The sequence below is a fragment of the Kitasatospora sp. GP82 genome (assembly GCF_029892105.1).
Classification (GTDB): domain Bacteria; phylum Actinomycetota; class Actinomycetes; order Streptomycetales; family Streptomycetaceae; genus Kitasatospora.
Genome location: NZ_JARZAJ010000005.1, coordinates 98,045 through 119,430, shown reverse-complemented (window position 1 = coordinate 119,430; position 21,386 = coordinate 98,045). Strand labels below are relative to the sequence as shown.

At 69.7% G+C, this 21,386-nt stretch carries 19 protein-coding genes, 1 tRNA gene and 2 pseudogenes; 12 read left to right on the top strand and 10 right to left on the bottom strand.

Annotated features, from left to right (window positions below; all coding sequences use genetic code 11):
* Positions 1 to 91: 91 nt before the first annotated feature.
* The 6 genes from P3T39_RS07115 to P3T39_RS07090 all read left to right on the top strand — a co-directional run bounded on the left by P3T39_RS07115 (position 92) and on the right by P3T39_RS07090 (position 6,909).
* Positions 92 to 574, top strand: coding sequence for a CarD family transcriptional regulator (locus P3T39_RS07115; protein ID WP_014136563.1), 483 nt, complete (start codon positions 92 to 94; stop codon positions 572 to 574).
* A 312-nt stretch (positions 575 to 886) separates the two neighbouring features.
* Positions 887 to 1,642: a 2-C-methyl-D-erythritol 4-phosphate cytidylyltransferase gene (ispD, locus tag P3T39_RS07110; protein WP_280696622.1), complete on the top strand. Its 756-nt coding sequence runs from the start codon at positions 887 to 889 to the stop codon at positions 1,640 to 1,642.
* Entirely contained in the window at positions 1,632 to 2,123 is a 492-nt protein-coding gene (gene ispF, locus P3T39_RS07105; protein ID WP_280696490.1) for a 2-C-methyl-D-erythritol 2,4-cyclodiphosphate synthase, read from the top strand. Before ispD ends, ispF begins: the two co-directional genes overlap by 11 nt.
* A gap of 327 nt (positions 2,124 to 2,450) precedes the next feature.
* Positions 2,451 to 3,845, top strand: a complete 1,395-nt coding sequence (gene cysS / locus P3T39_RS07100) for a cysteine--tRNA ligase (RefSeq protein ID WP_280696488.1) — start codon at positions 2,451 to 2,453, stop codon at positions 3,843 to 3,845.
* A 155-nt stretch (positions 3,846 to 4,000) separates the two neighbouring features.
* A complete protein-coding gene (gene rlmB / locus P3T39_RS07095) occupies positions 4,001 to 4,996 on the top strand; it encodes a 23S rRNA (guanosine(2251)-2'-O)-methyltransferase RlmB (protein WP_280696487.1) in 996 nt (331 codons plus the stop codon).
* 215 nt (positions 4,997 to 5,211) lie between these two features.
* Entirely contained in the window at positions 5,212 to 6,909 is a 1,698-nt protein-coding gene (locus tag P3T39_RS07090; RefSeq protein ID WP_280696486.1) for a DoxX family protein, read from the top strand.
* A 147-nt stretch (positions 6,910 to 7,056) separates the two neighbouring features.
* On the opposite strand, the gene P3T39_RS07085 is transcribed toward P3T39_RS07090, so the two are convergent.
* The 3 genes from P3T39_RS07085 to ugpC form a co-directional block, all read right to left on the bottom strand.
* Positions 7,057 to 7,839 (bottom strand): nucleotidyltransferase family protein, encoded by a 783-nt coding sequence (locus tag P3T39_RS07085; protein WP_280696621.1) that lies wholly within the window; start codon positions 7,837 to 7,839, stop codon positions 7,057 to 7,059.
* A 169-nt stretch (positions 7,840 to 8,008) separates the two neighbouring features.
* Positions 8,009 to 8,446, bottom strand: coding sequence for a hypothetical protein (locus P3T39_RS07080; protein ID WP_280696485.1), 438 nt, complete (start codon positions 8,444 to 8,446; stop codon positions 8,009 to 8,011).
* Between the two features lie 245 nt (positions 8,447 to 8,691).
* Complete coding sequence (gene ugpC / locus P3T39_RS07075; protein WP_280696484.1) at positions 8,692 to 9,783, bottom strand: sn-glycerol-3-phosphate ABC transporter ATP-binding protein UgpC; 1,092 nt, start codon at positions 9,781 to 9,783, stop codon at positions 8,692 to 8,694.
* A 293-nt stretch (positions 9,784 to 10,076) separates the two neighbouring features.
* On the opposite strand from ugpC, the gene P3T39_RS07070 reads away from it, so the two are divergent.
* Positions 10,077 to 10,150: transfer RNA gene (locus P3T39_RS07070), tRNA-Thr, on the top strand.
* A 228-nt stretch (positions 10,151 to 10,378) separates the two neighbouring features.
* Here P3T39_RS07070 and P3T39_RS07065 read toward each other — a convergent pair.
* Positions 10,379 to 10,573, bottom strand: a pseudogene (locus P3T39_RS07065) (tyrosine-type recombinase/integrase); the annotation flags it as partial.
* 323 nt (positions 10,574 to 10,896) lie between these two features.
* Between P3T39_RS07065 and P3T39_RS07060 the strand changes: the two are divergent.
* A pseudogene (locus P3T39_RS07060) lies at positions 10,897 to 11,582 on the top strand (DUF3631 domain-containing protein).
* Positions 11,583 to 11,930: 348 nt separating this feature from the next.
* On the opposite strand, the gene P3T39_RS07055 reads toward P3T39_RS07060, so the two are convergent.
* The 5 genes from P3T39_RS07055 to P3T39_RS07035 all read right to left on the bottom strand — a co-directional run bounded on the left by P3T39_RS07055 (position 11,931) and on the right by P3T39_RS07035 (position 15,661).
* Positions 11,931 to 12,767, bottom strand: a complete 837-nt coding sequence (locus P3T39_RS07055; RefSeq protein WP_280696483.1) for a hypothetical protein — start codon at positions 12,765 to 12,767, stop codon at positions 11,931 to 11,933.
* Positions 12,751 to 13,647, bottom strand: a complete 897-nt coding sequence (locus tag P3T39_RS07050; RefSeq protein ID WP_280696482.1) for an aldo/keto reductase — start codon at positions 13,645 to 13,647, stop codon at positions 12,751 to 12,753. The genes P3T39_RS07055 and P3T39_RS07050 overlap by 17 nt, the downstream gene beginning before the upstream one ends.
* Positions 13,644 to 14,831: a cupin domain-containing protein gene (locus tag P3T39_RS07045; protein WP_280696481.1), complete on the bottom strand. Its 1,188-nt coding sequence runs from the start codon at positions 14,829 to 14,831 to the stop codon at positions 13,644 to 13,646. Before P3T39_RS07045 ends, P3T39_RS07050 begins: the two co-directional genes overlap by 4 nt.
* Positions 14,832 to 14,844: 13 nt before the next feature.
* Positions 14,845 to 14,985 (bottom strand): hypothetical protein, encoded by a 141-nt coding sequence (locus tag P3T39_RS07040; RefSeq protein ID WP_280696480.1) that lies wholly within the window; start codon positions 14,983 to 14,985, stop codon positions 14,845 to 14,847.
* A 181-nt stretch (positions 14,986 to 15,166) separates the two neighbouring features.
* Complete coding sequence (locus P3T39_RS07035) at positions 15,167 to 15,661, bottom strand: ATP-binding protein (protein ID WP_280696479.1); 495 nt, start codon at positions 15,659 to 15,661, stop codon at positions 15,167 to 15,169.
* A gap of 569 nt (positions 15,662 to 16,230) precedes the next feature.
* Between P3T39_RS07035 and P3T39_RS07030 the strand changes: the two genes are divergently transcribed.
* The 3 genes from P3T39_RS07030 (at position 16,231) to P3T39_RS07020 (ending at position 18,815) form a co-directional block, all read left to right on the top strand.
* A complete protein-coding gene (locus tag P3T39_RS07030) occupies positions 16,231 to 17,178 on the top strand; it encodes an XRE family transcriptional regulator (RefSeq protein ID WP_280696478.1) in 948 nt (315 codons plus the stop codon).
* Complete coding sequence (locus P3T39_RS07025; protein WP_280696477.1) at positions 17,178 to 18,008, top strand: class I SAM-dependent methyltransferase; 831 nt, start codon at positions 17,178 to 17,180, stop codon at positions 18,006 to 18,008. The genes P3T39_RS07030 and P3T39_RS07025 overlap by 1 nt, the downstream gene beginning before the upstream one ends.
* 120 nt (positions 18,009 to 18,128) lie before the next feature.
* On the top strand, positions 18,129 to 18,815 hold the full coding sequence (locus tag P3T39_RS07020; protein WP_280696476.1) for a hypothetical protein: 687 nt from the start codon (positions 18,129 to 18,131) through the stop codon (positions 18,813 to 18,815).
* 112 nt (positions 18,816 to 18,927) lie between these two features.
* On the opposite strand, the gene P3T39_RS07015 is transcribed toward P3T39_RS07020, so the two are convergent.
* A complete protein-coding gene (locus tag P3T39_RS07015) occupies positions 18,928 to 20,670 on the bottom strand; it encodes a histidine decarboxylase (protein WP_280696475.1) in 1,743 nt (580 codons plus the stop codon).
* A gap of 186 nt (positions 20,671 to 20,856) precedes the next feature.
* On the opposite strand from P3T39_RS07015, the gene P3T39_RS07010 reads away from it, so the two are divergent.
* Complete coding sequence (locus P3T39_RS07010) at positions 20,857 to 21,348, top strand: Lrp/AsnC family transcriptional regulator (RefSeq protein WP_280696474.1); 492 nt, start codon at positions 20,857 to 20,859, stop codon at positions 21,346 to 21,348.
* The last annotated feature ends 38 nt before the right edge of the window (positions 21,349 to 21,386 follow it).

The following is a 21,386-nucleotide window of genomic DNA, read 5'->3' as shown; positions in this document are numbered from 1 at the left end:
AGCCCCGAGACCGGCCCTGACCTGCGAAAACGCCCTTCGGGTGCGCCGAAAAGCGTGTTATTCTGGAAAGCCACGGAAGGGGTCCTGTCACATGACGTTCAAGGTTGGCGACACGGTGGTCTACCCCCATCACGGGGCTGCGCTGATCGAGGCCATCGAAACTCGCCAGATCAAGGGTGTGGACAAGACCTACCTGGTGCTGAAGGTGCAGCAGGGAGACCTGACGCTGCGCGTGCCCGCTGAGAACGCAGAGTTCGTCGGCGTGCGTGACGTAGTCGGCCAGGAGGGTCTGGACCGCGTCTTCGAGGTGCTTCGTGCACCGTACACCGAAGAGCCCACCAACTGGTCCCGCCGCTACAAGGCGAACCTGGAGAAGCTGGCGTCCGGCGACGTCATCAAGGTTGCCGAGGTCGTGCGCGACCTGTGGCGCCGCGAGCGCGAGCGCGGTCTGTCGGCCGGTGAGAAGCGAATGCTGGCCAAGGCCCGGCAGATCCTGGTCAGCGAGCTTGCTCTGGCCGAGAACACCAACGAGGACAAGGCGGAGACGCTGCTCGACGAGGTGCTGGCCTCCTGAGGCCGACCTCACGGTAGCCCCGCAATGCCACGGCGCCCGATGTCGGCGCGCCATCATGGTCCGGTACCCCGCGTACCGGGACGGATGGTGCGGCGGCACTTCGGGCGCTTCGGCATACCCGCGCCCGGGCGTGTGCAAGCCCGGGAGTGTGTCGACGCGGTGGACCACGGCGGAACTCGGTGCGACGGTGACTCTGCCCCGCGGGGCCCTGAGGAGTGTGCGGAGGCTCACGGACTCGCGGTTGGAAGGGGTCCGCGCCGTGCACCCGCCGCGCACGCCATGGCCATACCCACTTCGGCGAAGGAGTGAAACCTGAACGCCACAGCAGCAGTTGCAGCAGCCGTCGTACCAGCCGCAGGCCGGGGCGAGCGGCTCGGGCCCGGAGCCCCGAAGGCCCTGCGCGAGCTCGGCGGGGTGCCCCTGCTGGTGCACGCGGTACGGGCCCTGGCACGCAGCCGGGCAGTCGGTCTCGTCGTGGTCGCGGCGCCGCCCGGCGGCGAGGCCGAGGTGGCCGCGCTGCTGGACAGCCACGGTCTGGACGGCAAGGACGTCCGGGTGGTGGCCGGCGGCGCCACCCGCCAGGAGTCGGTGCGCCTGGGTCTGGCCGCGATCCCGGCCGGGACCGAGATCGTGCTGGTGCACGACGCGGCCCGGCCGCTGGTGCCGGTGGACGTGGTGGACGCGGTCGCGGCCGCCGTCCGCGCGGGCGCCGAGGCCGTCGTCCCGGCCGTACCGCTGGCGGACACCGTCAAGCGGGTGGCCTCCGCCACCACACCGGGCGGCCCCGAGCCGGTGCTCGACACGCCCGAGCGCGCCACGCTGCGCGCCGTACAGACCCCGCAGGGCTTCCGTCGGGACACCCTGCACGAGGTGCACCAGAAGGCGCTGGCCGAGGAGGCCGACGGCGCGCTGCCGCCGGTCACCGACGACGCCGGACTGGTCGAGCGCTACGGCGGCCAGGTGGTCGTCGTGCCCGGCCACGAAGAGGCCTTCAAGGTCACCCGCCCGCTGGACCTCGTACTCGCCGAGGCCGTACTCGCCCGACGGAGGGCCTCCGATGGCTTCTGACCCTGTGGTGCCGCGGATCGGCATCGGCACCGATGTGCACGCCTTCGAGGCGGGCCGCCCGCTCTGGGTGGCCGGTCTTCAGTGGCCGGACTCGGAGTTCGGCCTGGCCGGGCACTCGGACGCGGACGTGGCCGCCCACGCGGCCTGCGACGCGCTCTTCTCGGCTGCCGGGATCGGTGACCTGGGGGCGCACTTCGGCACCGACCGGCCCGAGTGGTCGGGCGCGGCCGGGGTGAAGCTGCTCGGCGAGGCGGCCCGGCTGGTCCGCGAGGCCGGTTTCGAGATCGGCAATGTCTCGGTCCAGGTGATCGGCGTCCGCCCGAAGATCGGCAAGCGTCGGGACGAGGCGCAGGCCGCACTCTCCGCCGCCGTCGGCGCCCCGGTCTCCGTCTCCGGCACCACCACCGACGGCCTCGGTCTCACCGGCCGGGGCGAGGGGCTGGCCGCGCTCGCCACGGCGCTGGTCTACGAAGTCGGCTGATCACCCCGGCCGTTGCGTTCCATCCGGCGGGCTCATGTGCTGACTGACAGTCAATTCGTCTTTTCCGCAAGGGAGTCGATGGAGACTGCCGGTCGGCCGGGAGTCGCTCGCAAGGATGCTTCGTGCTGCGGGGCCGTTGGCGACAGCCAGGACGGGAGTGTCCGAGCGGTCTGCCGGAGCGGGCCCCGCACGGCGGTCGGCCGCACCCGTGCGGACGGTGGGCGGCGTTCGAGCGGCCCCCGCTGCGGTGTGGATACGACGAAGAACTGAGGACTGCGGGCCGGAAAGGTGGCGGGGCACCCCCTGCCGCCCACTACGCTTGACGCTGTGAGCCTTCGCCTGTACGACACCAGCACCCGCCAGGTACGCGACTTCGTCCCGCTTGTACCGGGCTGTGTCTCGATGTACCTGTGTGGCGCGACCGTCCAGGCGGCCCCGCACATCGGACACATCCGGTCCTACCTCAACTTCGACATCATGCGCCGGTGGTTCGGCTACCGCGGCTACCAGGTCACCTTCGTCCGCAACGTCACGGACATCGACGACAAGGTGATCAAGAAGGAGCGCGAACTCGGCACCCCGTGGTGGCAGATCGCGTACACCAACGAGCGGGCCTTCAACGAGGGCTACGCCACGCTGGGCTGCCTGCCGCCCTCCGTGGAGCCGCGTGCCACCGGACACATCCCCGAGATGATCGAGATGATGCAGAAGCTCATCACGAAGGGGCATGCGTACGAGTCCGAGGGCAACGTCTACTTCGCCGTGGGCACCTTCCCCCAGTACCTCGGGCTCTCCAACCAGCGGTTGGAGAACCTGCTGCAGCCCGAGAGCGAGGGCGAGACCGGCAAGCGCGACCCGCGCGACTTCGCGATGTGGAAGCGGGCCAAGGAGGGTGAGCCCAGCTGGGACACCCCGTGGGGCCGGGGGCGTCCCGGCTGGCACCTGGAGTGCTCGGCCATGGCGCACAAGTACCTGGGCAAGGCCTTCGACATCCATGGCGGCGGCCTCGACCTGATCTTCCCGCACCACGAGAACGAGATCGCCCAGTCCAGGGCCTTCGGCGACGACTTCGCCAACTTCTGGGTGCACAACGCCTGGGTCACCATGAGCGGCGAGAAGATGAGCAAGTCGCTCGGCAACTCGGTGCTGATCTCCGAGATGGTCCAGCGCTGGCGGCCGATCGTGCTCCGCTACTACCTGGCCGCTCCGCACTACCGCTCGATGATCGAGTACAGCGAGGAGTCGATCGGCGAGGCCGAGACCGGCTTCGCCCGGATCGAGGGCTTCATCCAGCGCGCGATCGAGCGCTGCGGCCCGGTGGACGCGGCGCCCGAGGTGCCGCTGGCCTTCGCCGAGGCGATGGACGACGACCTCGGTGTGCCGCAGGCGCTCGCGGTCGTGCACACCGCCGTCCGGCAGGGCAACAGCGCGCTCACCGCGGACGACAAGGAGAGCGCGGTGGCGCGACTCGCCGAGGTCCGTGCGATGCTCGGTGTACTGGGTCTCGACCCGCTCGACGAGCAGTGGGCCGGGGCCGACCGGGGCGACGACCTCCACGGGGTGGTGGACTCGCTGGTCCAGCTGGTGCTGGAGCAGCGGCAGGCGGCCCGGGCCCGCAAGGACTTCGCCACCGCGGACGCCATCCGTGACCAGCTCGCGCTGGCCGGGCTGTCGATCGAGGACACCCCGTCCGGCTCGCGCTGGACGATCAACAACCAGTAACCCCTTTGCGGTGAAGGGGTGAGGGTGGGCCGTGCCGGACCGGTGCGGCCCTCCCTCCTTGTCCGGCGACGGACGGGGAGGGGCCCACATGACGCAGAGCATGCCGTGGGCGGCCGACGGCCGCCGGGCGTGACGGACAGACAGGAAGTACAGCCATGGCCGGCAACAGCGCACGCAGGAACCGCCGCAACCCCGGATCGAAGAAGGGCGCGAGTGTCGGTACCGGTGGCCACAGCCGGAAGTCGCTCCAGGGCCGGGGCCCGACCCCGCCCGGTGAGGCTCGCAAGGGTCACCCCAAGCAGCGCGCCGCCAACGCCGCGCTGAAGCGCGAGCGGGACGCCAAGGCGCGTGCCGGTATGCGCCGCGCGGGTGCCGGCGGCCGTGGTGGCCGTGGTGGTGCGGGCGCTGCCGAGCTGGTGGTCGGCCGCAACTCGGTGGTCGAGGCCCTGAAGGGCGGCGTTCCGGCCACCGCGCTGTACGTGATGCAGTTCATCGAGACCGACGACCGCGTCCGTGACGCCTTCCAGGCCGCCAACGAGCGGGGTGTCCCGCTGATGGAGGCCCCGCGCGCGCAGCTGGACCAGATGACCGGCGGGCTCAACCACCAGGGCCTGGTGCTCCAGGTCCCGCCGTACGAGTACGCGCACCCCGACGAGCTGGTCGAGGCCGCCTCCGAGTCCGGCGAGGACGCGCTGATCATGGCGCTGGACGGGGTCACCGACTCCCGTAACCTCGGCGCCGTGGTCCGCTCCGCCGCCGCCTTCGGCGCGCACGGTGTGGTCATCCCCGAGCGTCGGGCCGCCGGTATGACGGCGGGCGCCTGGAAGACCTCCTCCGGCGCGGCGGCGCGGCTGCCCGTCGCCCGGGCCACCAACCTGACCCGGGCCCTGGAGGCGTACCAGAAGGCCGGTCTGATGGTGGTCGGCCTGGCCGCCGACGGCGAGGCCGAGATCGCCGACCTGGACGTGCTGACCGGCCCGGTCGTGATCGTCGCGGGCAGCGAGGGCCGGGGCCTGTCCCGCCTGGTCTCCGAGACCTGCGACATCCGGGTCCGGATCCCGATGCCGGGTGAGACCGAGTCGCTGAACGCCGGTGTCGCGGCGGGCATCGTGCTGTACGAGGCCGCGCGGCAGCGGGCGAAGCGCGGCTGACGCCGCCGCGGGAGCCTCGGGAGCTCCGGGCGTGCACGTCCGGGCTCGGCCGACCGAGGTTCCCGTCGCCTGCGGGTGACCCGGGGCACCGGATTTCTGACCGTCAACCGATCGGGCCTGACCGGGCTCGATCGGTTTGCGCATGATCACTTCAATCGGCGCCAGGAATCCACTCGGGAGAGTGTCCTAACCGGCCGTCACCCGGTTAGACGGGTGTGGACACCAGAACACCTCGGCGCCCGGGGCAGGGCAGCACGGCGGGGATAGACGACGGCCCCGGCCTCAACACGGTCAAGGTGCCGTCGGACCCGGCCCGCCTCAGCAGCACCCAGGCCAGCTTCCGGGTACGGCTCGCCGCCCCGGTGGCCCCGATCATTGATGCCCCGGCCGGTGCGGCCTTCGGCGACCCGTACGGCATGCAGAGCCTCGGCAGCAGGCCAATGGGTACTCCGCAGGTCGTGGTGGACAGTTCGGCGTTCCCGGCGCTGGCCGGGATCGGTCTGGTCGGGTCCGTCGGCACGCCCGTCCGTCGCAAGGGCCGGGTCACCGCCGTCACCTGGACCGGGCAGGCCGCGCCGGGCGACCTGGCGGCGACCCAGCTGCTCGAAGCCGTCCGCCTCAGCACCGTGCCCGCTCCCGCAGGCGGGCCCGGTGGCGGGTCAGGCTCCTTCGCGATGGACGACACCCAGCGGCTCGAGCCGTACGGGCACGCCGTGCCCAGGCAGTCGGGCTCGCCCGACGGCCCCGGCCGCGCAGCCGGTTACGGCGGTCGGGCAGGGCACGGTGGCCCGGGCATCAGGGTGGGGCCCGCCTGGCGCCCCAGCGGCGAGCTGTCCGAGGTCGGTCCGCTGCCCAGCGGGGAGACCAGGCACGCCTGGTACCCGGGCCGGAAGGTCGACCTGGGTCTCGTCCTGCTGCCGCTACGCGTGCTGCTGGGCTCGCTTTCGGTCTACGCCGGGTTCAGCAAGCTCTGCGACCCGGTGTACTTCGACGGCGGCCAGCGCGGCTCGATGATGCGCTGGCTCGGCTCGCTGCACCCCTGGAAGGTCGCGCAGCCGCTGCTCGACTTCGCCATGGCGCATCCCGTCGGTGCCGGGCTCGGGGTCGCGTTCACCGAGGTCGTGGTGGGCGTGCTCTCCATCCTCGGCCTCTGGCAGCGGCTCGCGGCAGGCGCCGCGATGGTGCTCTCCGCGGCCCTGCTCTTCACCGTCAGCTGGCGGGCCGTCCCCGTCTACGACGCACCCGACCTCATCTTCCTGGCGGCCTGGAGTCCACTGCTGATCGCCGGCGCCCCGTTCGGTTCGCTGGACGGGCGGATCGCCCTGGACGCATGGCGCCGGTACGGCTCCGACGCCCCGGCCGCGCTGCGCCGCCGGATCCTGCGCCGGGGCGCGGTGGTCACCGCCCTGGTGATCGGGACGACCCTGCTGCTCGGCTCCACACTGGGCGCAGCGGTCCGTACAGGCGGCCGCCCGGCCCCCGGGCCCGCCAAACCGCCGACCGAGTACGGCTCGCCGGTATGGCCCGCCACCGGCCAGTCCACGGCGCCGAGCCGGAGCAGCACGCCCTCGCCCAGCTCCTCGTCCGCTGCGCGCCCGGCCTCGCCTTCGCCCTCCGCGTCGCCGTCGCCCTCGTCGTCCAGGACCGGGAAGTCCCACTCCACCTCGAAGACGGACCGGAGCCCGAGCAGCTCCGCCGACAGCACAGGTGGCACCTCCGGCGGTGCCGGGGGCCGCAGCGGCGGCGCCGGAAGCGGCGCCACGGGCACGAGCGGCTCCACCCCGAAGCCCGGCTCCACCGGCGGCGGCCTGCTCGGCGGGGTGCTGGGGAGCGGCCGGCTGACCGACCTGCCCACGCTCGGGATGGACGGCGCCCGGCACGACAGCGGGAGGCCGGGAACCATGACCGTCTGATCGCGTCGACGTACGGCTGCCGGGCCTCTCCTTCGGGAGGGGCCCGGCAGCCGTTTCCGTGCGCTCTCCGCCTGCGGTTCGCGGCGGCTTGCGTGGGGGCGTATCCAGGCGAGGGCGCAGGCGAGGGCGAGGGCGAGGGCGCGGGGGTCAGGAGGCGATGGTCGGGCTTCCAGCCCCGGAGGCCAGTTCCTTGGCCGCCTCGGTGAGGTCCTTCGCGGTGTCGATGGCCCGCCAGTAGCAGCCCTGCGGCAGCTGGTAGCCCGCCAGCCGCCTGTTGCGGGCGAGTTGGGGGAAGGTGGTCCGCTCGTGGTCGCCGATGTCAGGCAGCAGCTCCCGGAACTCCGGCCCGAAGACGTACAGCCCGGCGTTGATCAGGAACGGTGAGGGCGGCGACTCGATGAAGTCCAGCACATTGCCGAACCGGTCCGTCTCCACGGCGCCCCAGGGGATGCGAGGCCGGGCCAGTGCGAGCGTCGCGATGGCGTCCCGCTCGTGGTGGAAGGCGGCCATGTCACGGAGGCTGAAGCGGGTCCAGATGTCGCCGTTGGTGGCGTACCAGGGTTCGTCCGGGCGCGGCAGCGCCTTAGAGGCGTGCTTCAGACCGCCGCCGCGCCCGAGCGGCTCGGTCTCCACGACGGTACGGACGTTCAGCGGCAGATCGGCCCTGTCGAGCCACTCCTGAAGCACCTCGGCCAGGTGGCCGCAGGAGATCACGGCGTCGGTGACACCCTCGGCGGCCAGCCACGCCAGCTGGTGCCCGACGATCGGCGTCCCGGTCCCCGGGATCTCGACCAGCGGCTTCGGCCGGTCGTCGGTGTACGGACGCAACCGGGATCCCTGACCGCCCGCCAGGATGACGGCCTGGGTCACGGTCGGCGGGCCGACGTGCGGTGGCACGGGGAGGGGCGCGGCGTGCGGGAGCGGCGGCATGGCGTCGGCAGCGGTCATAGCGAGAACAATAGGGTCCCCGGTCGAAGAGCGACTCCTGCTGGAGCGGCACCGCCCGTTCTGCACTCGGTACCCGCGTGGCGCCCGGTACCCGTGGGGCAGTCGGTGCTCGGCGTTCGTACGCCGGCGGTGGTACCGGGTGCCCGTACGGTCAGCCGACCACGCCCGCAGCGAAGGAGCCGTCGCAGACCGGGCGGGCGAACGAGCGGGCCCGCTGGACGTCGCCCTGGTATTTGCGGACGGCGGCGCGGCCGAGCTCCGCAGCGAGCGTGCTGCAGTACGGGGTGAGCGTGGGCTTCTCGCGCATGGTGCGCTCCAGCAGGTCGAGCGCGGTCCCCGGGTTGTGGTTGCGCAGCTCGTCCATCAGGTCGGCGCGGAGCGCGTCCTGCGGGGAGAGCCCCTCGGTGTTGGAGGTCGTGGTGGCGCGGCCGATGGTCCCGTCGCCGCTGGACGCCGCGACCACCTGCTGGTCGAGACCGGTGGGCGGCGCCCACGGGACGCGGGTCACGGCAAGGGTGCCGGTGGTCACCAGGATGACGGGCAGCGTGAGGGCGACGGTCTGGCCGATGCGGCGAACGAGCTGTTTCACGTTCAGGAGAGTAGCGCTGGGTGGGGTTTGAGTTGCACTCCGTTACACCATCGAGTGATTCGTGTCCTGATTCGTCCGGTCATCGTGTTGACGTGCGGCTGCCGAAAGGGGCCACGTACGTGCGAGGCGTGCGTGGTACGTGCGAAGGGTGCACGGTGCGGGCGGCGGTGCGTACGAGGGAGGGCCGGAAAGGGGTGAGCCCCGGCGGACACCGTCCGCCGAGGCTCACCGCCGTTGGCCGTTGTTCAGGAGCCCAGGCGGGCGCCCGTGCTGGTCGAGAAGACGTGCGCCTCGCCGCCGGTCGGGACCACGTGGATGGTCTCGCCCTTCTGCGGGACCTGGCGGCCGTGCACGCGCACGACGATGTCCTTGTCCTCGCCACCGATCTTGGTGGTGCCGTAGACGAAGCCGTCCGCGCCGAGCTCCTCGACCACGTTGACGGTGACGGCGACACCCTCGATGCCGCCCGCGGGGACGATCTCGAAGTGCTCCGGGCGGATGCCGACGGTCACGGTCTTGTCGCTGCCCGCGCCGGCCAGGTCCTCGCGCGAGACGTTGACGACCGAACCGCCGAACTTCACACCGCCGTCCACCAGCGGGACGTCGATCAGGTTCATCGCGGGCGAGCCGATGAACCCGGCAACGAAGACGTTGGCGGGCTTGTCGTACATCGCGCGCGGGGTGTCGACCTGCTGAAGCAGACCGTCCTTGAGCACCGCGACCCGGTCGCCCATGGTCATGGCCTCGGTCTGGTCGTGCGTCACATAGACCGTGGTGATGCCCAGACGGCGCTGGAGGCCGGCGATCTGAGTACGGGTGGAGACGCGCAGCTTGGCGTCCAGGTTGGACAGCGGCTCGTCCATCAGGAAGACCTGCGGCTCACGGACGATCGCACGACCCATCGCGACACGCTGGCGCTGACCACCGGAGAGTGCCTTCGGCTTCCGGTCCAGGTACTGGGTGAGGTCGAGGATCTTCGCGGCCTCCTCGACCTTGGTGCGGATCTCCGCCTTGTTGACGCCAGCGATCTTCAGGGCGAAGCCCATGTTGTCCGCGACGGTCATGTGCGGGTACAGCGCGTAGTTCTGGAACACCATGGCGATGTCCCGGTCCTTCGGCGGCAGGTGCGTCACATCGCGGTCGCCGATCCGGATGGCGCCACCATTGACGTCCTCCAGACCGGCCAGCATCCGCAGGCTGGTCGACTTGCCGCAGCCGGACGGGCCGACCAGCACGAGGAACTCGCCGTCCTCGATGTGCAGATCCAGCGCGTCGACGGCCGGCTTGTTGCCGCCCGGGTAGAGGCGGGTCGCCTTGTCGTACGTCACAGAAGCCATGGCTGTGCTCTCCTTCACCGGCAGGAACGTGCCGGACGATCCGAGTAAAGGGTTGGGTTGTCCGTAGCCGCCCTTCCGCAGTGGTCTGAACCACCCGGTGAGCCGACTCCCGGCGACGCTACCCGCCGGTTCACCCGCTGTCAGCCCCCCACCGCACCCGAATTCGACATCAATCCGATCACAACCCGGACAGCCCGGTCATACCGGTCACCTTGATATCCGCCACCACCACCCGCCGCCGTCCCGGTAGACTGCCCCTGGTGCCGCCGTGGTCAACCGCGGACGGTCACCGCGCCTCCTTAGCTCAGCTGGCCAGAGCACCGCTCTTGTAAAGCGGGGGTCGTCGGTTCGAACCCGACAGGGGGCTCTCGTTTCCACCCCGGATGAGCTGCAGCTTTGGCCTTCTGGGGGCTTCATCGCCGGCCTCGGACTTCTCGTCCGAGGCCGTTTGCGTGAGCGATGCGTGAGCGGATGGCGGGGTCGTGGGGGATGCCGGGGTGGACTCGGCAACCTTGCGCGGCTTGTTGGCGCGGGGGACGAGGCGGGCCGCCGCCTCGGCGATGGCGCGGTCGACCTGGGGGAGCAGGGTCGTGTAGGTGTCCGAGGTGATGCCGATCGAGGAGTGGCCGAGCATTTCCTTGATCGTGTGGAGGTCGGCGCCCGCTGCGTGAGCGAGGCTCGCCGCGCCGTGCCGGAGGTCGTGCAGGCGGATCGGCGGCAGATCGGCCCCTTCGGACAGCTCGCGGAACCGGTCGGTGATGGCCATGGGGTGCAGCCACTCACTGTTCTCCTTGGTGAAGACCCGGCCGGTCTCGACCCAGGCCGCGCCCCACTTCTCGTGGTCGGCCCGCCACCGCGATCCCCGGTCAGCCCGGTCAGTACCGCCCGGCGACCGGTCAGAACGTCGGACTGACCGGCGACGCTGACCGGAACTCCGCCGGGCTGACCGGGGTGACCGACGTGACCGCCGACCAGCCGGTCACTGACCCGGTCATCAGCCTGCTCACTGGCCTTACCCCGCCCACAGCCTGTGGACAGAATGGCGGGCCGACGGTCGAGGCTGAGCTCGACGAGCTGGTGACCCGGTCAGATGACCGGGTTGCCCTTGATGGGGTGACCGGCGACACCGACGGCCCGGTCACGCCGGGCGCGGACCTGCTGACCGAACTTCGGTCAGCCATCGCCCGGTTCGTCATTCTGCCGTCCGAGCATGCCCTTGACGCGGTGACCTTGTGGGTGGCAGCCAGCCACCTGCAGCCCGCGTGGCAGCACGCTCCGCGCATGTCGGTCATCGGTTCGGCCAAGCGGTGTGGAAAGTCGCGGCTGCTCGATGTGATCACCGAGACCTGCCACGATCCGCTCATCACGGTCAACGCGTCCTCGGCAGCCATCTTTCGGTCGATCACCAGCAAGCCACCGACCCTGCTGGTGGACGAGGCTGACACCCTGTTCGGCAGCGTCAAGGCGGCAGAGAAGAACGAGGACCTGCGCGGCCTCCTGAACGCAGGTCACCAGCGCAACCGGCCCACGCTGCGTGCGGCAACCCGGACGCCCTGTCCACCGAGCACATCCTGACCGCGCTGAAGGCCGACAGCGAGGCTCCGTGGGCCGAATGCGGACCCACCGGGCTGAGCGCACGGGGCCTGCAGCTCCTGCTCAAGGACTACGGCGTCAGCTCGGCGAACATCCGCTTCGACCGCGACACCCAGCGCAAGGGCTTCACCCGTAACAGCTTCCTCGACGCCTGGAGCCGCTATTGCCCCGAGCCGGCCGGACAGCCCGCCGGCATCGGCCGCTGACCCTTCGCCACCCGTACCACCCGTCCCCGCCCAGCTCAGAGCGGGGACGGGTCACTTCCCCGCAACGAGTCCAACCGTCCCGCGCCCGTCACCCGTACCAGCCTGACCAGCCATGCAACGACTGGGACGACTGCAACGCCATCACGGCGTTCAGGATCACTGCGATGGACTGGCCGCTGGGGGACCGGACTGATGCCGCAGGCGGAGCAAGTTGTCGCATTGGATATCCCAACGCGACCGGCCCGCCCAGAAGGACGAGCCCACCCTGCGGGTGGCTGCACGAGGGCGCGCAGCCACCCGCAGGCGCGGGCGCGGCAGAGCCGGCCTCTGGTGTCCGGTGCGACCTGGCTACCCGAGCTGCAGCAGATGCCCGAGTCGATGCCGTAGTGGCTCCTCCAATTCGAGGTTGTCGCCGCGCGTTGTGGTTTGCAGGAGCTCGGTGATGACCACGAGCTCGGCGAACCGTCCGGTCGGCGTGTTGAGGATGTGGTCGAGGCGCCGGCGGACGTCGGCGGCAGTCTCGGGGACGAGGAGGCTGTAGGCATGGAGAAGGGCTGCGTCGTAGCCTGCGGGTGCGATGCCCCAGCCTTCCCAGTCGAGCACTGTGAGTTTCGGGCTGGTGAGGTTGGCCCAGTGCAGGTCGCCGTGGGCCGTCGTCCACGCGGGAACGGTGGTGTCGACGGGGATGCCCAGGTATTCCGGCATAGCCCGGTCCAGGTATTCCTGGCGGATCGCCACCCGGCTGCTGGGTACGGTGGCAATGGCGTCGAGCGCGCCGCTGAGACTCTCCCACCAGGTGTCGTCCAGGTCCAGCGCTGCCCGAAGGATGGGCTCGTGGGTAGTGATGGTGGTCGCGACTTTGTCGTACAGCTCCGCCAGATAGCCGTACTCGCCCTCGGTCCAAGCGCGCCGCTCCCGCAAGCGGGGCCGGGGTACCGCAGGAGGCATGACGCGTTCCGCCTCCTGCGGACCCTCCCAGAGCTTGCCGCCGGCCTTGTCGGCCGGGGCTGACACCAGGCGGAGCCAGCCCTCGCCCAGGGGCGTGGAGACCGGGCGGCCGAGTGTGCGGCCGCGCCAGCCCCACGCCTCGCGCGAGCCGATCGGCGTTGCGTGGAGCGCCGCTGCTGCTGCGGTGTGCGTCTCCCGCATCCGCTTGGCGGTGTCCGGCTCAGGTTCCGAGTACATCAATGACCCTTTGCAGCGCGTCCGGAGACAACGTGGGCTGGCCAACGGCGTCGGCGGCCTGCCTCCAGTGTTCCGGGTTCCCCGTCGACAGGAGTACGCGATTCACTCCCGGGGCTGAGGCGACGACGGCGAGGGCGGCCTGGGCGGGTGTGCTGCCGGGCCTGATCAGTTCGGCCAGGTCAGAGGTCACGAAGCCGGGGATCTCGCCGCCGTGGAGCGGCGCGGAGACCAACACCTCCAGTCCCGTGTCCATAGCATCGACCAGCGGTCCTTGTCCGTCGAGGGACTGGGCGAGTGGTGCGAGGTGGACGAGCGAGACAGGGAGCTGGATGGCCCGCAGGCTGTGGTTCGGGCCGCCCGCTTTGGTTGCGAGTTCAAGCAGGGAGGGCACGTCGAAGAGGCCGCTACTGAAGCCCCGCCAGGTCGCCACCCCGTAGGCGCTGATGGTGTGTTGGGCGCACGCCTCTTCCAGGGCCAGGAAGGCGCTGTACAGTCGGTCCGCGATCTCGCCTTCCCGGCACCCGTGTTCTGGGTTGTGCAGGAACACCAAGTCAGGCACTCGGCCGAGCGTGCGCTTGCTGCGAGCTACCTGCCAGGCGATGTAGTCGGGAGCAAGGCAGTGCCCGTGCTCGGCATCCTCGGCGGACAGCGCGCCGGCGCGTACGCCGATACGCCTGGCGCCTGGTGGCACGAACCCCACCTTCGTGGACACGTGCAGATCCGGGTAGGCGGCCAGGACCAGGGCCAGCGATGTCTCCGCCCGGCCGTTCTCGTAGTTGGGCGCGGTGTCCACCCAGTCAGCACCACGGGAGGCGGCCATCAACGCGGCCTCGGCCACATCGAGACAGCGGTAGGTGCCCAGGCCCAGCCGTGCGGTCATCGCCCACCCCCGATCGTCGCGACCTGTCCGTCGACCAGTTCCGTTACGAGGCCGGCAGCCTGTGTGAGGGTGATGTCTGCGGCCTGCGCGAGATCGGCCAGCCGGTGGCTTCTCCCGTCGGAGAGAAGCGCGAGAATCGGCTGGGCCTTGGCCGCGAACGTCCACTCCTCGCCACCGGCGGTCAACCGGATGGTGCTCTCCGGCCCGGCCGCGAGTGCGGGCCGCGTGGTGACGAGACGTACCCGCAGGTCAGCGTCCGGCGGAGCCGCTGTGATGTACGGCAGCGACGGAACGAGCCTGGCCCGCTCGGTGGCGTCGCGGGCTGCGGAGAACCGCGTGATCAGGTCCGCGCTCTCCAGCTCGGCCGCGACGAGCTTGCCGATCGTGTCGAGGAAGGCACGCTGCTCCTCGGCGGTGCCGAAGCGCGGGATGTCCGCCCGGACGGCCTCGTGAGCGCGCAGGATCTCCGATAGCCAGGTGACCAGGTCGGCACCTGTGGTGCTCTGTAGCCCGCACGTGACGTGCAACGAGTGCTGGCCCTCAGAGGCGGCGACGGTGTGCCACCAGCCCCGAGGCAGATAGAGCATATCGCCGGCGGTGAGGACCAGATCGGCAATGGGCTCTTCCGGCGGCGGCTCCGGTGTCTCGATGTCGCGGTGCATCGGCACCGTGCGGGTGGGGCCGTAGATGCGCCAGCGCTTTGCACCGTCGAGCTGGACAACGACCACGTCGTGATCGTCCCAGTGGATGCCGAAGCCCTCGGTGCCGGTCCAGGAGCCGTACAGATTGACCTGTACGCCGGTCCGCAGCCAGCGCTCCAGCTGACCGGCCAGAGCTCCGATGCCGGGATGGAGCTCGTCGACGGCGTCCAAGACGAGCGTGGCCCCTTCGGCGAGCCGCCTGTGCAGCTCGGAGGGCTGGAGCTGGTGCCAGACGGTGCTCCGCCGGGTGGTGATCGGCCGGGAGTACGTGTGCGCGGGCACCTGCTCTCCGTTGGCGGCGAGGCGGAAGCGAGGGGGTTCGAACCGATGGTGGGTCAGGATGGCGTTGAGGTCATCCCAGCTCATGAGTCCGGTGAGTGACGCGGCTTCACCGCGTGCGACCTTGAAGCTGCGGCCGAGCGTCTGGGCGAGGAAGTCATCCCCGCCCAGACGCTCGACCACCGAGAAGTGCTCGGCGGTCATTGCGATGCAGCCGTCAGTCGTTGGTGTCGGTTCGGCCGGTGGAGCCGCCGTCCGACGGCTGCTCGCCACGCGAGCGGGCCGCGGCGACCTTCGCACGGGCGACCAGCAGACCGTCGCCCTCCAGCTCGGTGCTGGTTGTCAGGTTCTCGGGCATGAAGCACTCCTTCGGAATCATGAGGCGGGCCGACTGCCCAGCCCCGTCGTGGGTGCAGCGATGGATCCGTTGCCACGGCAAGCCGCCGGCGAGGAACCTCAGGTGCTTATGCCGCGTGGCTGTTGACCAGCGCGGCCACCCGCATCCCCCCAAGCCCACGTCGGGGCAGGAGGAAGTCTTGTCAGGCACTGGTCGGCCCGACATCCCGTGCTTTCGGGGCAGCGGCCCTCACCAGCGCAGTGAGTCGCTCGTCGCCCGAAACGGCAGCGGTGGTGCCGACCTCGAACCAGATCCGTTTGCCAGCGGGGTCCGGCTCGGCGCCCCAGTTCGTCGCGAGCGCCGCCAGCAGGAACAGCCCCCGTCCGTCGGTGGCGTCGAGATCGATCCCACCTGCAGCCGGCAGTTCGTGGCCGACATCCGTCACCTCGACGCGCAACCGCTCACCGTCCCAGGACACGCGCACGACGCACGGGGCGGCCGTGTGGGATACGGCGTTGGTGATCAGCTCGCTGGACAGCAACTCGACATCGCGGAGCGCGTCCTCCGCCAGGGGCAAGCCCCAACCGCGCACGGCCCGTATCACCCGCCGCCGGGCGTCCGGCACGGCCTCGGCACTGGGCAGCACGCGAAAGCCGAACGGGGCGGGGGCGGTGGCTTGGCGAGTGGCGACGGACATGAGCGCGGACCTTTCACCGGGACGAGGTCGGCAGCGGGCCGATTCGCGCCGGGATTCACCCGGCAGGTATCTACAGAACCGCCTCCAACGTCGGTGAACCAGAGCAGAATTGAAGCGGCAATGAGGCATCCGTGCTGCAAACCCGGGCATGACCTGGCCTGTTATGGCTACAGACGAACTGACGTACTTCTGGAGGACGCGGGATGGCATCCAGGAGGTCCCGGCTGATCCAGCGCAGGGAGGCTGTCGGCCACACCCAGGAATCCCTGGCTGAAGCCCTCGATGTGGACCGTACGACCGTGGGGCGATGGGAGAGCGGTAGGGGTGCCCCACAACCCTGGATGCGGCCGAAGCTCGCCCGCGCTCTGGAACTCTCGGTCGATCAGTTGGCCGACCTGCTGGCAGCACCCCCTGCAGTCGCCGAAGCAGTTCCATCGCCCAGCAGCATCGGCGACGCCTCGACTCCCGTGCCTGCCCGGCGTACGGACCACGACAACGATCTCGTAGTGGCGGTGGCAGCCGACTCGGCAGAGTCCGCGCTCTTCCTCCGCTTCGCGAGCGCGTCCAACGTGGACGACACGCTGCTTGAACAGATCGACGCGGACATTGCGAGGCTGGCAGGGGACTACGTGAGCAAGCCGGTGTCCGAGCTCTTCCACGACATCGGAACCCTCCGGCGAGGCGTGTTCGACTTACTCCGAGGCCGCCAACACCCCTACCAGACAAGCCATCTCTACCTGCAGGCGGGACGCCTCTGCGGCCTGGCCACCCATGTAGCCCTCGACCTCGGCCAGTACACAGCTGCGGCTACGCATTCGCGAACGGCCTGGCGCTGCGCGGAGTCAGCCGGCCACAACGGTCTCCGGGCCTGGATCCGATCCGTCCAGTCCTTGATCGCCTACTGGCAGCAGGACCACCGCCAGGCCGCTGAGCTGGCCAGAGCCGGACTGCTGTACGTGGACAGCGGGACGATCGCAGCTCGTCTGCTCAGCCTCGAAGCACGGGCCACCGCCGCGCTCGGCGACAGCGCGAGCGCGCTACGAGCGGTGGAAGCGGCCGCGGCGGCGCGGAGCACAGTAGCCGCCGTGGATCTTCCCGGCGTATTCACGTTTCCCGAGGCCAAGCAGTGGACCTACGCCGGCACCGCCCTCCTTGCCCTGAGCAGCCAGCGTCACGTGAACCGCGCCATCGAAGCGTCCTCCAGGGCCATCAACCTGTACGAGTCCGCACCGCAGCAGGAACAGTCCTCCGGCGACTTGCTGGCCGCCCGCCTTGACCTCGCCAACGCCCACCTCGCCCACGGCGACCTCGACGGCGTGCGGGAGAAGCTCTCGGTGGTGCTGGACGCCGCACCAAACCGGCGAACAGCGAGCATCTCCAGCCGCCTTCGGGCGCTGAGCGCTCGTCTCGGGGAGCCCGCATACTCAGGCTCCCCGATCGTCCTGAGTCTCCGTGAGAATGTCAGAGAAGCCTGCTCTCGACCCGCACTCACGAACCCTCCGGAGCTGCCCCAGTGATGAGCAACACCGCACAGCAGGATGCCGCAGTCGCCGACAAAGCGATCCTCGCGAACAGCGCCTACGCCGACGGACGCCACCTGGCCGCCCGCCAGTCGATCTACCGGTGGCAGCAGCCGCAGTACGACCTGCCCGGGATCGTCGTTGAAGAGCTGGCCGACACCAGCGGCACCGTCCTTGATGTTGGCTGCGGCAACGGCAAGTTCGTCAGCCGCCTGCACACGGACCGCCCGGATCTCCAGGTCGTCGGAATGGACATCTCGGCGGGCATCCTCGCCGACGTCGAGAGGCCGGTCCTGGTGGCCGACGCCCAGGCCCTGCCCTTCGCCGACGACAGCGCCGACGCCGTGTTGGCCCTGCACATGCTCTACCACGTCAGCGATATCGAGGCCACGATCAAGGAACTGGACCGTGTCCTCCGGCCTGGCGGCATGCTCATCGCCTCAACCAACAGCGACACTGACAAGCAGGAGCTGGACCAGCTCTGGGCCAGGGCCGCAGGAGACGTCCTCGGGATTCCTAAGGGGCCAGCACGGGTCTCCCTCAGCTCCCGCTTCTCCCTGGAGAAGGCCCCCGGTTTCCTCGGTGCGGCGTTCAACGACATCCGGGTGCGGGAGTTGCCCGGCACCATCGAGATCAGTGATCCTGCGCCGATCGTTGCCCACCTCGGCTCCTACGAGGCGTGGGCCGAGCAGTGTGGTGTGCCTTTCCGTGAAACTATCGGCCGAGCGGCTGAGATTGTTGCTGCCATCATTGCAGACGAGGGTTCATTTAAGATCGCATGCCTTGGGGGGATGCTCGTCTGTCGATCGAAGATTTCTGATCGGTGACGGTGTCAAACAGAAGTTGACCCAAGGTTGGTGGGGCCATCATCGCACCAATGCAAAATATCAGTGAAATTCAAGGTCTTTTAATTGCGCGTCTGAGCTAACTCTCGGAAGGGTATGTTCATGGACTTTGAATCCGTAGCCAAGGCTGTGACTGCAGTAGTAACACCCGTCGTGGCCCTTGCTGGTGTGGCTAGCCGACGGAAGAGACTTCGCAATGAGATTCGCGAGAATCTCGCGCTCGCGGAAGAGTTGCAGAAGAACACGATCCTTAATGAGCATACGCCGGTGGCGGTGTGGTTGTACGGTAGGATCGCTTTGGATGTGGCTAAACTTACTGGCCAGCCGCTTGGTGTGCCAAAGAAGCCAATTCCGAAGGGCTCTGTAGTGGCCGCTGCTGTAATTTCCGCAGGCTTCGGATGGTGGGTCTACCTCATTGATAGGGGTGGATTTGTCTGGTACTCCGTTTTCCCGGGTTCGGTAAGTGTGCTGATGCTCATCTCTATTCTGGGAATGACTACCAATAGGGAAATTCCAGATGCAAGTCAGGGATCCGGCCAGCAAGACCCTGAGGGGGAAGAGGCTGGTGCTGCCGAGGAGATCTCCGGGTTGCCTGCTGAGGAGGCCGCGTGCGCGATGCGTGAGCGGACGGGGTGGCAGGAGTCGCCTGGAGCCGGATCACGCAATCGGCTGCGTGGCGCTGACCTGCAGGTTCAGCGCCACGCGGCATCAGGCGTCACGCCCCGTCATGATCCAAGTGGGGCTTGTAAAGCGGGGGTCGTCGGTTCGAACCCGACAGGGGGCTCATAGCTTGACCTGCGGCGGAGCCCCGAACCGATCTTGGTTCGGGGCTCTTTCGTGACGCCGAGGCCAAGGCCCGTGGGACTCCAGCGCCCGTAGTAGTCCAACGGCCCGCTGGGGCTCACACGGGCGTGGCAGGCAGGGGAGCCGTACCGAGGATGGCGGGGTCGTTGCCGAGATCCTCCAGCAGAGCGTCCAGCTTGGCACGGTCGACCGACGACATCAGGAAGACGTGCACGTAGCCGCGTCGGGTGGTCTCGTCGCCCGGGACCGTCAGCACGTCCTGCGAGGACAGCGACCACTTCGCCACCAACTCAGGGCTGGGCTTGCGGAACCGCACCGTGATGGCGCCCGGGGTACGGGCAGGCCACAGCTCGATGCCCTTCTCCTGTTCCAGGCAGCGGAGTTGCCGCTCCAGGTAGGCAGCCAACTCCTGGGCCCTGCGGATCCGGTCCACCTGGTCCTGGTAGGAGTGCCGGGACAGATGGTCCCAGAGCACCAGCGGCGAGAAGCCGTTGCGCGACCCGGCGAACGTGGTGTCGGGCGCGCCCGTGTACTCCGGCTGCGACGGCGGTGAGATCTGGTACTTGACCTTCGTCATGTAGATGCCGCACGGCCAGGGTGCGCCGGGCCACTTGTGGCCGCTCATGGCGATCGAGGAGACCATGTCGAGGTCGCCGAACTCCCGGGTGGGCAGGGTGATGCCGAAGTCGAACTCCGGAACGTCCGTGTCAGGGGTCCAGCCGAACCTCGCCGCATCCGCGCCGGCCATCCGCATGAACGGCGCATACCCGGCACCGAGGGCGCCGTCCACGTGGATCCAGAAGCGCCGGCGCAGGTCGACGAGCGGCTCGCCGGTGCTCGGGTCCTTGCCGTACACCACCTCACCCTGGATCAGCCCGTACTTCTCGAAGATCGGCAGCAGGCGCTCGCAGACCTGCCGGACGTCGTCGTGGGCGCCCTTGAAGGTGCTGCCGAGGTTGAGGCTGACGAAGATCGGGTGCCCCTTCGCGGCGAAGAACTCCACCAGCACCGCCAGGGCGTCGATGTCGATCTCGCCGGTGCCGTCCCACGGGTGGCCCGAGGGGCCGCTGCGGGAGGGCACTTCGGTGGGCCACTCGCCCGGTTCCGTCGTGGGCCCGGCCAGCGGACACTCGTCCCGGTACTTCTCCGTGCCCACGGCGTGGAAGGTCTCGACGCCCAGCACCCGGACCGCCTTGGCGAACGAGTAGTGGGTGTCCTCGGAGTAGAACGCCACCGGGCGGTAGGCGTTGGGGTTGCCCGGCTCGGACGGGGACTGGACGTACCGCAGGGCGCCGGACGTACCGGTCGGCGGTTGGATCAGCGCCTTGCCGCTCAGGTAGTCCCTGGCGTTCCAGAGCGCGTACATGTTCCCCTCGGTCGAGCCCATGGACAGCACGTACCCCCAGTACGACTCCGGGTCGTCCGGGTTGTGCGGCGCCTCGGCGTTCCACAGGGCGGCGTAGTAGTCGAGCACCGCGCGCTCGACGGCCTTGGTGTTCGGCTTGTAGCCGCCGCTCTGGAACGGGTCACCGAGGTTGTTGATGTTGTGGTGCATGAACCGGCCGAGGTCGAAGGCGCTGCCGCCCATCTCCTGGGTGGCCTGGTAGCCGAGCAGGTACCGGCGCTTGCCCGTCAGGTACTCGTCGATCCGGTCGAGGGTGCGCAGGCGCTGCTCGTCGTCCAGCCCATCGGCCGGGATCTCGAACTCGCAGGCGTCCGGCTCCGCGGCCGGGCCCTGCGGTCTGTGGAGGGTGGACATGTCCAGGGGCGGTATGCGGATGCCCGGCCGCGCGGGCTCGTCGTGGCCCACGTGGACGGCCAAAGTGTCGGTTCGGCTCATGGCACAGCACTCCCGGTTCGCTGGGTCGGACGTCCGCCGGGCGAGTCCGGTGGGTTGGCGATGGCCGATCCGATCGGCAGCCAGGATGGAACCTGTGGTGCTGGAGGGGGAAGTGATCCGAAGAACATTCGGAATCAGCGCGCAAGACCTTGCGAATCATCGGTATGAGCAGGAACCCTGAGTGTTGTGCCGAATTTTCCTCACGCCCGGCGGGCGCCCATTGATGACGTGGACCGGGCGATCCTGCGCATCCTCGCCGACAACGCCCGCACGCCGAACAACGCGCTCGCGGACGCGGTGGGCATCGCCCCCTCGACCTGTCTGGCCCGGGTGCGCGCGCTGCGGGAGCGCGGGGTCATCCGCGCGTTCCGGGCCGAAGTCGCCCCCGCCGCGATCGGACTGCCGCTGCAGGCGATGATCTCGGTCCGACTCCGGGCCCACACCCGTGAACAGAACGAGAGCTTCCGCGCCACGGCCCCCGACATGCCCGGCGTCGTGGCGGTGTTCCACATGGCCGGATCCGACGACTACCTTCTCCACGTCGCCCTCGCGGACCCCGACGCCCTGCGCGACTTCGTGGTGGACCACCTCACCACCCATCCGGCGGTGGCACAGACCCGGACCAACCTAATCTTCGAGCAGATCGCCGGCCGCCGGCACCTGACCCCGGGCCTGTGACCGGCTCCACCGCGCGCGCGACACGGGCCGGCTCACGG